Origin of the sequence: Micromonospora olivasterospora (assembly GCF_007830265.1) — a bacterium.
GTDB lineage: Bacteria > Actinomycetota > Actinomycetes > Mycobacteriales > Micromonosporaceae > Micromonospora > Micromonospora olivasterospora.
Genome location: NZ_VLKE01000001.1, coordinates 2335489 through 2349058, shown reverse-complemented (window position 1 = coordinate 2349058; position 13570 = coordinate 2335489). Strand labels below are relative to the sequence as shown.

Below are 13570 nucleotides of genomic sequence, written 5' to 3'. Positions count from 1 at the left end.
ACGGCAGCCGCCAGTTGCTAGCTGACCAGGGTGTAGTCCCGGTTCAGCCGTGTGCGTTGGTGGAACCAGCGGGCGCGGGCCTGGTGACGGCGTCGCCAGTTGAGCCAGTGCGTGGCGTGGCCGGGTGGTTTCGGATGCTGGAGGGCGTTGGCGAGTAGTCGTTTGACCTCGGGGACGGTCAGCGGGATCATTCCGGGCTCGGGTGGCGGCGGCTGGTCCGGTGTGCTTGGCGGCGGTGCCTGGGTGTCGGTGCGGTCGGCGAGGTGGGCGGCGGTGACCGCGCAGACCGCGAGGGCGGCCATGACCAGCACGGTGTGCCGCTGGATCGCGGTGTAGAGCCTCGCTTGGCACTGATCCAGGCCGAAGTGGTCCTTGCTGAACTCGAAATCTTCCTCGACCGGCCAGCGCAGCCCGGCAGCGCGGATCAGCCTCGTCTTGGTCAGGATCTGCCCCTCGGGCACATGGCAGTAGTGGAAGGCCAGTTCACCGCTGCGCAGGTGACGGCGGATGAGCAGATGATGGCGGGGCGAGGCGGTGGCGATCCACGCCCAGGCATACCAGCGCTGTCCCTTCGACCCGGTACCGGCCGAGCGGACCTCCCACCGACGCTTGTCCTTGACCAGCAGCGTGACGGCCTGTGCGCAGGTCAGTTTCGCTTCGGAGGGCAGGTCGATCATGAAGGTGGCAGCGACCCGCAGCACGTACGCCTGCCCGTGCTGCTCGAAGAACTCCCGTAGTTGTGTGCAGTTGCCGTACACCTCGTCGCCGCAGGCGAAGTCGAATACCAGGCCGTCGGCGAACGCATCAGCACAGATATCGATGGCCAGCTGGCCCTTGGTGCGGAACTCCACCTCCGGCGGCAGTCCCATACCGGCCGAGGCCCGGGGGTCGGTGATGTGCTCGGCCGGGATCCACTGACGCGCCCCGATCAACGCGTGCCCTGTCTTCTCCCGAACGTAGGACAGGTGCACCGTGTTGATCCCGTTCGCGACCCGGCCCGCGCACCCCATGTACTGCCGCTTCACCCCGCACGTCGCCTTGCCCTGCTTGGGCTGGCCCGTCTCGTCCAACGCGCCGACGACCAGGCCACGCCGCCGCCGACGGCGCGCCGCCTCGTCCAGACCCGCAGCGGCGAACCGCCGGACCTGGCTCATCGCGGCCGTCGTGTCCCACACCGCCCGGTTCAGCAGCCGCTGCGTGCGGTCCGGCGTGGCGTCCCCGACCTGCTCGGCGATGGTCCACCCGTTGCGCTTCGGCACCTGGCTGACCAGCGCCGATATGTACCTTCCCGCGTGCTGCCACGTCTGCGTTCGGGCGAAGCACGACCGCAGCCGCTGCAACAGCCCGGCCCGTTCCCGCACCGCGCGCCCAGCCGCTACCCTGGCAACCGCAGCCGCCTTCGATCTTGTAGTCCTCACAAACACATGATCGACAGGCGGCTGCGTCCACGTTGCACGCCCCCACCGCGTCCCGCGAGGTCAGACCACCAATGGCGGCTGCCGTACTACGCCGTAGTACGCGAGCTACAACAACTGCTCGTCGTCATGGCCGGCGCTTGCCACACCTGCAACCGCCCATTCGACGACACAACCTAACAAAGCACTACTAGTGCTGGCGATGTTTCCCGGCTGTCCGTCGCCGGATGCCCATAGGAGTATGGGGAAGGTGATCAGGATGGCGAGCATCAGGGGGTCGGGCGGGGTGGTGCCGAAGATCGTCTGTAGCGGCGGCACGGTGACGATGGTGGCGGCGAAGGCGAGTTCGAACGCGATTCCCCGAAGCAGGAGGCGGTTGGTCGCCAGGCCGATGGAGCGGAGCGGGGCCCGTTCGGTGCGGGCGGCGAGGGCGGTGCCGATCTGGCACGCGACGATGGGGCGGGGACGGATGCTGCCGGGGCCGTTGAACAGTGTATTGCCGCAATGAACCCGTTGCTACGGCCCGGCCGTGAGATAGCAGAGGAGGTAAGGGTGAGCGTGTCGGGCGACGAGGGACTGCGGGCCGAGATGCGGGCGGCGTTATGAGTGAAGAGGTGCCCTTCAACGAGGCTGGCGCAGCGGGTGGAGTTGCTGGGGCAGCATCGTGCTCGGCATCTTCGGTCAACTGGCTGAGCGGCCGCGCAGGCGGGTGGCCTTCATGGTCGGCGGGTGGAGCGGGTGTTCCACCGGTACAAGAACCATGCCTGACGGATGAGGCTACGGATGGTGACGATGGCATCGGCGAGGTTGAAGTGAGCGTTGGCCACGTCTTCTTTGCGTTCGTGGCAGCGTTGTAGCGGGTTGAGGGCGTTGTGTCGGGCGTTCGTGCGCTCGATGTGCCGCCGCCGGGTGGCCTGGGTCGGGGCTTTTGACGCCCGTGTGGGCGATCTCGCCGGTCGGCCTGTGGGCGGTGAGCAGGGCCTCCGTCACCGTAATCGGGGTCGCCACGGAGGGGGCCGGCGCTGATGTGGTTCCGGATATGAGCGGCGGTCAGCGCGGCTGATCCGGGGCGGGGAAGGAGCGTTGCGCGTTGGCCGCCGCCGTTCCGACCCTTGAGCTCAGTGAGAGCTGGTTGCGGGCTTTGGAAGCGTTCACCGGGATGAGGGTGTCCCGGGCGGAGCTGCCGTTGTTGCGGGATGACATCGGCACGCTGGAAATGCTGGCGCTTCGGGTGCGTACGGTGCTGGGTCCGTTGCTGGAGCAGACGATCAGGGCGGTCCGGCAGGCGGGGGAGGGTGAGGCCTTCGACCGGTTCGTGGCGCAGACCGCTCCGTTTGTGAGGAAGATGGCCGAGACGGCCGACCTGATGCTCGCCGTGGTCGATGCGGAGAAGAAGTTCTTCGTGGAGACGGAGGTCGGCAAGCGTACGGCGTTGGCCATGTTCAACTTCATGATTGCCGAGTTCGCCGTCGCCGCGGCGATGTGGTTCTGGAACCCGGTGGGGGCGGCGGCGCACATCGCGCAGACGCGGACGATCATTCAGGCGATCCTGCGGTCGGCGTTGGTGCGGTCGGCGGCGAGTGGCACGGCGATGCAGATGTTGTTCATGCCGGGTTCTGCGCTGCTGGCCGAGGTGTCGATGATGACCGATGGTCTGCAGCCGGGGGTGAACTGGTCGACGGTCGGTAAGCAGGCGGCGTTCGCGGGGGCGGTGGCGTTCCTGACCACGGTGGGCGGGCCGGCGTTGGGCAGGGTCGCTGGCGTCGTCGCGGGCGCGGTCGGCAAGCTGGGCGTGTCGGACACCACCAAGCATCTGCTGACCGATGTGCTGTCGCGGCCGGTGACGGAGACCCTCGGGGAGGGGCTGTTCGGTATCGGCGCCAGCTTGATGGTCGATGGGTACTGGGACCCCGGTAATCTTGGTGCGGATCTTCTGTCCGGGGCGATTTCGGGGGCGGGCGGGGCGGCCGCGAGCGGCCTCGGGTTCGTCGTGAGTCGCGCCGTGATGCAGCCTCGGGCGCAGGTGCCTCACCTCGCGTTCACGCCGGACGGTAGGCCGGTCCTGCCGGTGGGGCCGACACCGGTGGGTGGGGACACGTCCGCGGGGTACGAGGCTGGGGTCGACGATCCGAAGCCTGTGGTGACCGGCGGGCAGGCCCCGCCGCCCACCCCGGCGCCGCGGCCGGCTTCGAACCTGCCCACGCCGAAGCTGGACCTGCCCGCGCCGCACCTGGACCTGCCCGCGCCGCACCTGGACCTGCCCGCGCCGCACCTGGACCTGCCCGCGCCGCACCTGGACCTGCCCGCGCCGCACCTGGACCTGCCCGCGCCGCACCTGGACCTGCCCGCGCCGCACCTGGACCTGTCGGTGCCGTCGTGGTCGGTGTCGAACCTGTCGATGCCGGCTGCGCCGGTGCCGGCGTGGGTCGCGGCAGCGGGTGGGCCGGTGGTGGAGCAGTGGCAGCGGTTCCAGCAGGATCTGGCGGACCGCTACGGTGGGTTGTTGGCCGGGACGGGGCCGGCGCGGCAGTTCCTGGCCGGGCTTCCGGTGCCGGTCGAGCGGGTGTTCACCGAGTGGGCCGACGCCCGGCAGAACGACCCGGCCGTGCCCGTTTTCCTGTCTCAGGTCGGTCTGCCCGCCACCGCCCTGACCGACCAGTTCCTGTTCGGTGTCCGGGACCGGGCGGTCGCCCAGGTCACCGAAACCCTCGCGGGGCAGGTCCCGGCGGGCGGGCAGGTCCCGGCGGCGGTACGCCCGGAGCAGGTTGTCGCGGCGCTGCCCGGGGAGTTCGACCGGCAGGCGTTGCGTTCGATCGCGCACCTGGCCGTCGGGCACCACCTCGACCAGTACTTCACCACGGGCACACCGGCCACCGCCCCCCTGCCAGGCGGCGTCATCCCGCCAGGCGGCGTCATCCCGCCAGGCGGCGTCGTCCCGCCGGGGGCGCTGGCGTGCCGGGGGGCGCCGGGGCGGCGACACCGCCGTCGGAGGTCGTGCGCGCCGCGGTCGAGCGGGAGGTGCGGGCCCACGTGGAGCGGAGCCTCGACGCGATCCTCGGCGCCACTCCACTACCCGCCGCACCACTGACCGCACCACTGACCGCACCACTGACCGTGCCACTGACCGTGCCGCCCGCCGTGCCGCCCGCCGTGCCGCCCGCCGTGCCGTCGGCTGCCGCGGTCAGGCCCGACGCCGCGCAGGTGAGCGCCGTGGCGGACGTGGTCCGGCAGGCGGTCACCGACCTGCCGGCCCGTGTCACGGCCGCGGCCATCCCCGACACCACCGCACCGGACACCACCGCATCCGGCACGGACACCCCGGCACACCGGCGTACCGACGCGCCGCTGGCGTCGGTGACTCCCGAGCAGCACACCGCGGCAGCGACCAGCCAGGCGGAAACCCAGTTCACCGCCCTGGCCCGCGAGTACGGCGTCGAACCGGCCAGCCACGACACCCTCGCCGGATCCTTCCGACAGGACTGGGTCAACGGATACCACCAGGTACTCGCCCAGGCCACCGGCCACGCCACGCCCGCCACCCCCAGCGTGCCGGCTGTGCCCAGCGTGCCGGGCACGCCCAGCGCGCCGGGTGCGCCGGGCACTCCGGGCACGCCGGCTGCGGCCGGTGCCCGTACTACGGCGCCGGGTGGTGCTGCCCCCCGCACCGACGGCACGCCGAACCACGACCACACCAGCGACAGGACATCGGTCAGTGACCTGTCCGCCTCCGGCGATGACGTGTTCAGCCGCGATGGCAGGCCCAACGACACCTTCACGGTCAGTGACCTCTCCTCACTGGACGAGCCGATCAGCCGCGACCCGGCCAAGCCCGACAGCGGGGACCCGGATCCGTTCAGTGACGTGTCCTCGTCGGCCGACTCGGTCGATGGTGACCCGGCCAGGCGCGATTTCTGGGACACGAACTCGTTCGGTGACGCCGCTTCGCGGGACGGGTTGATCAGCGGCGACCCGGTCGGGCGCGACAGCGGGGACAGGGATCCGTTCGGTGACGTGTCCTCGTTGGGTGACTCGGTCGGTGGTGACCCGGTCGGACGCGGCGAGCCGGCCAGCACGGCACCGGAACCGGCGGTCGCGGCGACCGGGCCGGCCGCGGCGGCCGAGTCCGCGCGGCGGGTCGCCGACTGGATCGATCAGACACCGGTGGCCCCCGACAGCCGCGACCCGTGGTGGTGGTGCGTCCAGGCCACCCTCGACGCCTACACCACCGCCTACGGACGGCCCGGCAACCGGACGGTATCCGACGATCGGATCCTCGGACCCGACGGCCGACTCGCCCCCACCACGAGCTGGCCGCAACTCCTGGACATCCTCGACGCGACACCCGAACGCGTCGCCCACCCCGACGGCTGGCCCGACGGAGTCACACCACAGGACGTACTCGCCGCCCTACGGGCGGCACCGGGCTCGATGGTCGTGGTCAGGGTCGCACCACCCAACGAACCACAACACGTGTTCGCCCTCCACAGCCAACCACAACCATCCGGACCACCGACCATCAAGGTGCGCGACGGCCTGGTGCCCGGCGCCGAGGACCGACCCGAACCACCCGACCCGACCACCGACCCGTGGCTGCGGCACCTGTTCGCGTCGAGCACCCGACTCGCCGCGTTCGACAGCACCGGACGACCCACCACCATCACCAGCCTCCTTCCCGACCGCACCACCGCACACCCGCAGCCCACCACCACGACCAGCATCGACCCCAGCGCCATCCTGCTCGCCTCCACCACCCCACCCCGCGGCCCGTCCCAAGCCATGCAGGCGGACGCCACCTCCCCCGAACCGGCCGGCTTCCCCTGGCAGCCGTCCGACCGGCCGGCTCGGCCGCCCGAGTCGGGCTCGGGGTCGTCGGACCCGGTCTCTGATTCGTTGCCGGGCCGGCCGGCGGCGATGGAGTGGCACCCCCCGGCTGACGTCGGCTCTGATGCGGGCGGGCAGCTGTCGGACGGCGATGGTTACGCCGTGCCACCAGGATTCCCCGGTTACGGGTCGGGGGTTTCTGACGCGCGGTTGAATCCCGGCGGTGGTGAGCCACCGACCGGCGCCGGGCGGGTTGTTGTGATGGAGGTGGACGCCGAGCCGCGGACGCCGGTGCCACCGCCGGTGACGACGGCCCTGGCCCCGCCCGAGATCGTGGCATCCCGGGCGTGGGATGGCTTCTTCCAGCGGGTGCTGGACAGGGCGGGGGGCCAGGTGGCGGAGACGCTCGGTCTGGCGACGGTGGAGGTTGATGATGTCCGCCACTATCTGGCCATCGAGCTTGACCGGATCGTTCAGCGTACGGATCTCCGGCAGCGTCTGCAGTTGTCCAGTCCTTCCTTGGAGGTGTTGCGGCAGGCGTTGGATTCCAGGGAGAGGTCTGTGCCCGGCCTGACGCAGATGTTGCCGCACCTGGTCCTGGAGGCGTTCGGGATCAATTTCGCGGTGTCCGGCAGCGAGACCGTCAGGCACGATCAGGGTGCTGGCCCTGCTGGTGCCGGCACGGGTCAGGGGCGCCTGCGCCGGTCTGCGGGCCGGGGACCGGCGGCAGCGCACGGCGGGCCCGACTCCGGTGGGTTCGGCTCCGAGTCGATGGTCCAGGACGCAGGCGCTCGGGCAAGACTCCCAGCTGATGTGGCAGCCGGGTGGACGGCGGGGAACCCGCCGCAGCTGACCGGCGGGTACACCAAAGAGGTTCGGCTCAACGGGGATGGGCGGCTGACGATCACGGTGGGCGGCAAGAAGTCGGTTGCTGGTGTGGCCGCTGCGGGCCAGATGGCGACGGTCTGGTTCGGTCGCACGGACGGGTTGCCTGAGGGTGAGCCGGCCGCGTGGATCAAGGTCGAGAGCCTGAACGACCGGGACGGCGGCCCGTTCTGGCGGTGGCTGGACCCGGCCCCCACCGAGAACGACCTGAAGAGGCTGAAGACCTACAAGCCCCAGACCGTGTATGCGGACGGGTGGACGGAAGGGAGCCCGCGGCAGCTGACCGGCGGGTACACCAAAGAGGTCCAGGTCGACGGGCGAGGGCGGCTGACGATCAGGGTGGGCGGCAAGGCGCCGGTTGCTGGTGTGGCCGCTGCGGGCCAGATGGCGACGGTCTGGTTCGGTCGCACGGACGGGTTGCCTGAGGGTGAGCCGGCCGCGTGGATCAAGGTCGAGAGCCTGAACGACCGGGACGGCGGCCCGTTCTGGCGGTGGCTGGACCCGGCCCCCACCGAGAACGACCTGAAGAGGCTGAAGACCTATAAGCCCCAGACCGTGCATGCGGCCGAGTGGACGGCGGGGGACCCGCCGCAGCTGACCGGCGGGTACACCAAAGAGGTCCAGGTCGACGGGCGAGGGCAGCTGACGATCAGGGTGAGCGGCAAGAAGCCGGGTGCTGGTGTGGCCGCTGCGGGCCAGATGGCGACGGTCTGGTTCGGTCGCACGGACGGGTTGCCTGAGGGTGAGCCGGCCGCGTGGATCAAGGTCGAGAGCCTGAACGACCGGGACGGCGGCCCGTTCTGGCGGTGGCTGGACCCGGCCCCCACTGAGAACGACCTGAAGAAGCTGGAGACCTACACGCCCCAGACCGTGCATGCGGCCGAGTGGACGGCGGGGGACCCGCCGCAGCTGACCGGCGGGTACACCAAAGAGGTCCAGGTCGACGGGCGAGGGCGGCTGACGATCACGGTGAGCGGCAAGGCGCCGGTTGCTGGTGTGGCCGCTGCGGGCCAGATGGCGACGGTCTGGTTCGGTCGCACGGACGGGTTGCCTGAGGGTGAGCCGGCCGCGTGGATCAAGGTCGAGAGCCTGAACGACCGGGACGGCGGCCCGTTCTGGCGGTGGCTGGACCCGGCCCCCACCGAGAACGACCTGAAGAGGCTGGAGACCTACACGCCCCAGACCGTGCATGCGGGCGAGTGGACGGCGGGGGACCCGCCGCAGCTGACCGGCGGGTACACCAAAGAGGTTCGGCTCAACGAGCGAGGGCAGCTGACGATCACGGTGAGCGGCAAGAAGCCGGGTGCTGGTGTGGCCGCTGCGGGCCAGATGGCGACGGTCTGGTTCGGTCGCACGGACGGGTCGCCTGAGGGTGAGCCGGCCGCGTGGATCAAGGTCGAGAGCCTGAACGACCGGGACGGCAGCCCGTTCTGGCGGTGGCTGGACCCGGCCCCCACCGAGAACGACCTGAAGAAGCTGGAGACCTATAAGCCCCAGACCGTGCATGCGGCCGAGTGGACGGCGGACGACCCGCCGCAGCTGACCGGCGGGTACACCAAAAAGGTTCCGCTCAACGGGCGAGGGCGGCTGCCGATCTGGCTGCGCGGCAAGAAGCCGGATGCCGGTGTGGCCGCTGCGGGCCAGATGGCGACGGTCTGGTTCGGCCGCGCGGGCGGGTTGCCTGAGGGTGAGCCGGCTGCGTGGATCAAGGTCGAGAGCCTGAACGACCGGAAGGGCGGCCCGTTCTGGCGGTGGCTGGACCCGGCCCCCACCGAGAACGACCTGAAGAAGCTGAAGAACTACAAGAGCGCGACCGAGCGTGCGGGCGAGTGGACGGCGGGGAGCCCGCCGCAGCTGACCGGCGGGTACACCAAAGAGGTCCAGGTCGACGGGCGAGGGCGGCTGCCGATCACGGTGAGCGGCAAGGCGCCGGGTGCTGGTGTGGCCGCTGCGGGCCAGATGGCGACGGTCTGGTTCGGTCGCACGGACGGGTTGCCTGAGGGTGAGCCGGCCGCGTGGATCAAGGTCGAGAGCCTGAACGACCGGGACGGCGGCCCGTTCTGGCGGTGGCTGGACCCGGCCCCCACCGAGAACGACCTGAAGAGGCTGAAGACCTATAAGCCCCAGACCGTGTATGCGGACGGGTGGACGGAAGGGAGCCCGCGGCAGCTGACCGGCGGGTACACCAAAGAGGTCCAGGTCGACCGGCGAGGGCGGCTGACGATCACGGTGGACGGCAAGACGCCGCATGTCGGTGTGGTCGCTGCGGGCCGGGAGGCGACGGTCTGGTTCGGCCGCCGCCGCACGGACGGGTCGCCTGAGGGTGAGCCGGCCGCGTGGATCAAGGTCGAGAGCCTGGATCGCCGGAACCGAGGCCCGTTCTGGCGGTGGCTGGACCCGGCCCCCACCCAGAAGGACCTGGACAGGCTGCGGACCTACGAGTACCAGCCCGTGAATGCGGGCGGGGGGACGGCGGGGGACCCGCCGGAGCTGACCGGTGGGTCCAGCGATGTCGCCGCCGCGGTGGCACCCGCGTCAACCGGATCCGTGGGCATGGCATATCAGGCGGCGCGGGACGACGCGGTAGATGTCCCCGGATCCAACACGGACGGCCCGATCCCGCCGGTCGCCGGGTCGTGGGCCCGTCCGGTGGTCGGGAGTCCGGCGCAGGGCCAGCAGCGGCCGGGGGTGGCGAGCGTGCAGGTCGACCGGGGGCAACCGGTAGTGCGGACTCCGACGGCCGCCCCCGCCCCCGCCCCCGCGCCGCAGCCGCAGCCGCAGCAGCCGCAGCCGCAGCCGCAGCCGCTGGAGGGTTGGCCGCGGGCGGCCGGCGAGGCTGGCGTTACGCAGAGACCAGCCGACGCGTTCTGGGATGTTGCGGTGGACAGGTCGTCGTTGGTGTCTGTGCAGCGGCCGGCCGTCGCGTCGGTGGCCGGTCCGGATCCGATGTTGCCGGTGCCGGCTGACGGGTACTGCATGCTGTACGCCTTCATCGCCACCGATCCGATCTGGGTGCGTGATGTGCTGCATCCGCGCCTTTCCGTGGACTTGTACCAGTTCCTGTCCGATCCCGGTCGGGTGCGTACCAGCGCGGTGGGGCTGGTCGGCTCGGAGGTGCCCCGCGAGTCCCCGCTCGCGCGGGTGAGCGCGCTGTTGCAGGCCCACGTCCGGGGGTACCTGGACAGTAACGCCGGGCGGTTGCCCGCGGATGTGACCAGGCAGCGGATCAACTTCCGGGAAGAGCGTGTGCGGCAGGTGGCGGCCCTGCGCGACGACCAGCAGGTGCTGGATTGGTTGCGTTATCTTGACAGCCCTTACGTCACCGAAGCGGGCATGCTGCCTGCGGCCGTGATCGCGCACCGGTACCAGGCGGTGCGTGCCGAGGCGATGCTGTCCGGCGGGCCGCTGGGTCTCGGCGCGGCGACGGACGCGCCGCAGCGGCAACTGGACTTCCTCAACCGGCACGGCCAGGGCTTCCCGGTGGACGTCCTGGAACCGGGCGCGGCCCGTGACTTCTTGGTCGTCGTGTTGAGCCAGTCCGACCGTCAGCTCGAACCCGACGAGCTGGCGGTGGTCCGAGCGGCGGTGGACAACTGGAAACAGCAGTGGGGCGCCCCGGTCGGGGAGTTCTTCGGCCCGCTGCTGGCCCACGCGACCGGCCGCCGGGTCACCATCTGGCGGGAATCCGGGTGGGGGGCGCCACCGATGGTGAGCGCCGAGTACGGTCCGGCCGCCGGCCGGCCGGTCGACCTGTACCACGTCGCGGCCGACCCGAACAATCCGACCGTCGTCAACCACTACAACGCGGCCGCGGTCCATGACGGTCGACAGGGCGCCGGGGCTTCCCCTGCGACGTCCGCGCCGGTCGACACCCCGCCGCGGCGGGCGCAGGTCGGTCAGGGGCCGCCGGCAGCGCGGACCTCGTCGCCTCCCCGACTGACGGCCACCATCAGGTCGCGGCCCCACCCCGACCAACCAGAAAACCCGGAACCACGCACCACACCGCTGGAGCGGCGTCACCTCGATAAGGTACGGACCGAGATTATCTGGGCCACGCCCGAGGAAGTGTCAGCCGAACAAGACGTTGTGCTGATGCGAGAGATCACAGACAGCGTCCAACCAGTCCCGGGAATGGACGACGCCTTTCCCTGGCGTGACGATGACGACCCGCGCGGACGGGTCTATGCGCCCTTCGCCGACGAGAACGGCCAGGTGCACCCCGTCGTCCGCGCCAACGCCGACCGCATCACCGCCAGCATGGACTCGGGCAAACAGACCTTGAAGAACATCGCCAACAACCCGGAAGACCCCCGGCTACCCCGCGTACCGGACGAGGAGTTGGAGCGCCTGTGGCCCCTGCTCGAGCAGATGGTCGCAGCGGAGGTGCGCCGACTGGTCCTCGGCGAATCATTGGAAAACCCGCGAGTCAAAGTCCTCCCCATGACCAAAGACCACCTGAAGGATCACGAACGCGGACACGACAAACTCGAAGGCAGGTTGGGATTGGTCCTGGACGACGCCTTCGTGCGGCGGTTCCTCATGGAAATGCTCGGCCCGTACCTCGGCGCCGTATTCGAAGATCAGCAACGAGAAGCAGTCTGGAAACAAACCTACCGGCTGTACCCATCCTATACGATGAACGTCGAAACCTCCCGCCCTCTCGCCGATAGCCGTCGGTCTCGCGGTCGGCGACTTGTGCCTCCACGACAACGCAAGCGCGACATTTTCATGAGCGCCGAAGGCTTCGCAAACTCCATTGCTTTCGCCAACACCGCACTCAAACCCGGCACCCTGGAACCCGACACCTACCGCACCAACGCGGTGTTCCTGCAATTCACCATCAGGATCCCCGACAACAACAACGACATCCGCCGACAACCGATCAAGATATTGTTCGCTCTGGACAACCTGTTTGACCGTGACATCAACCCCTGTCGCATCGTCATCCCCGACTACGGTCCTCTCTATTTCAAGGGGGAAGACGCGGAGAAGAATTTCCCACCCATCAAACAAGAACCCGACACCACGCCCGACGGCGGGTTCGGTGAGCGGCCTGGGGAAACGGACCAGTGGTAACACCGGCACCGCGCCCCAGGCCGACTCATCCTGTTCTGCTTCCTCGACGGCACCCGTGAGGCGTTGTCCGGGCTGCTGCGGCAGGGGCGGGCTGGGTCGAACACGACCGCCGACCGCATCCTCGTGCTCGACCGGGCCCTCGCGCAGATCCCCGACGTCCACCGGCACGGCACGCCGGTCCTGGTCCGCTCGGACTCGGCCGGCTGCACGCAGGGGTTCCTCGCCCACATCCGCGGTCTGCGTGAACACGGCATCGACGTCCGGTTCTCCGTCGGGGTGGCGATCACCGAACCGGTCCGGGAGGCGATCCGCGCCGTCACCGCCTGGGTCGGCGCCCTCGACGCCGAGGGTGACCTGCGTGACGGGGCCGAGATCTGCGAGATCACCGGTCTGCTGCCGGGCGGCTGGCGGGCCGCCTACCCGCCCGGCACCCGGTTCATCGTCCGGCGTGAACGCCCCCACCCCGGCGCGCAGCTGACCCTGTTCGACACCATCGAAGGCATGCGCCACCAGGTCACCGCGACGGACACCCCGATCGGCGGCGGGTTGCTGAAGTACCTCGAAGCCCGCCACCGCGCTCACGCCCCGGTGGAGGACCGCATCCGTACAGGTAAGGACACCGGCTTCGGTCGGTTCCCCTCCCGAGTCTTCGCGATCAACCAAGAAAACCATGGCCCCTGGCGGGGCCACCCACAGGTAGGTGAAACTCGGTCGGCGGTGTCGCTCGCCGTCGCCGGTTGCGCTTGGTGCCCTCGTGGTGCCTGAAACCAAGAATGGTGTGGGAGCCCGTCCCTGGTACCCCAGGTTGTTGCCTTCCCGTGCACGTGTCTCAGTGTCATGAGTCTATGACGGGCTCTGCGAGCGGCATCGTCCCTGGCTGGTGATCGGGACGGAGGCGGCTGTTTGGACGTGTTGTATACGCATGTCGCGGGGATCGACGTGCATAAGAAGCAAGTCACGGTGACGGTACGGACACCGGATCCGCGGCGGCCGGTCCGGCGGGAGAAGACCCGCACGTTCCGCACGTTTTACGCGGACCTGTTGGCGATGGGATCCTGGCTGGCCGAGTGCGGGGTGACGCGGACGGCGATGGAGTCGACTGGTCCGTTGCAGGTCTTGCCCAGGGTGCCCGAGTACTGGCGGGCCACACACGGCGAGGCGGTGCCGTCCTTCGGGAAGCCCGAGTCGTCGATAAAGTACGCGGCCGGGTCGATCGCGTCGACCGCCCACCGTGCCACGTTCGCCCGCACCGCCGTGTAGTCCCACGTCGAGGACGTGATGAACTGCTGCAACTGCTGATGATCGACGCCGAGGCGTTCCGCCATCGGCTGCATCGACTTCCGCGCCTGTACGGTGCCAAAACTAGATTCCGG

Annotated in this window: 4 protein-coding genes and 2 pseudogenes; 3 read left to right on the top strand and 3 right to left on the bottom strand. The window is 70.0% G+C overall.

Features of this window, described 5'->3' with window-relative positions; all coding sequences use genetic code 11:
- Positions 1-17: 17 nt before the first annotated feature.
- Together JD77_RS10710 and JD77_RS10705 are read right to left on the bottom strand one after the other, a co-directional pair.
- Positions 18-1361, bottom strand: a complete 1344-nt coding sequence (locus JD77_RS10710; RefSeq protein ID WP_246140610.1) for an IS701 family transposase — start codon at positions 1359-1361, stop codon at positions 18-20.
- 162 nt (positions 1362-1523) lie between these two features.
- A complete protein-coding gene (locus JD77_RS10705; protein WP_281292173.1) occupies positions 1524-1871 on the bottom strand; it encodes a cation-translocating P-type ATPase C-terminal domain-containing protein in 348 nt (115 codons plus the stop codon).
- Positions 1872-2505: 634 nt separating this feature from the next.
- Between JD77_RS10705 and JD77_RS10700 the strand changes: the two genes are divergently transcribed.
- The 3 genes and pseudogenes from JD77_RS10700 to JD77_RS10690 all read left to right on the top strand — a co-directional run.
- Positions 2506-4503, top strand: a complete 1998-nt coding sequence (locus JD77_RS10700) for a hypothetical protein (RefSeq protein ID WP_145774132.1) — start codon at positions 2506-2508, stop codon at positions 4501-4503.
- Positions 4410-12197 (top strand): hypothetical protein, encoded by a 7788-nt coding sequence (locus JD77_RS10695; RefSeq protein WP_145774131.1) that lies wholly within the window; start codon positions 4410-4412, stop codon positions 12195-12197. The genes JD77_RS10700 and JD77_RS10695 overlap by 94 nt, the downstream gene beginning before the upstream one ends.
- A gap of 30 nt (positions 12198-12227) precedes the next feature.
- Positions 12228-12860, top strand: a pseudogene (locus JD77_RS10690) (transposase); the annotation flags it as partial.
- Between the two features lie 395 nt (positions 12861-13255).
- On the opposite strand, the pseudogene JD77_RS10685 reads toward JD77_RS10690, so the two are convergent.
- Positions 13256-13540: pseudogene (locus tag JD77_RS10685) on the bottom strand (transposase); the annotation flags it as partial.
- Positions 13541-13570: the final 30 nt, after the last annotated feature.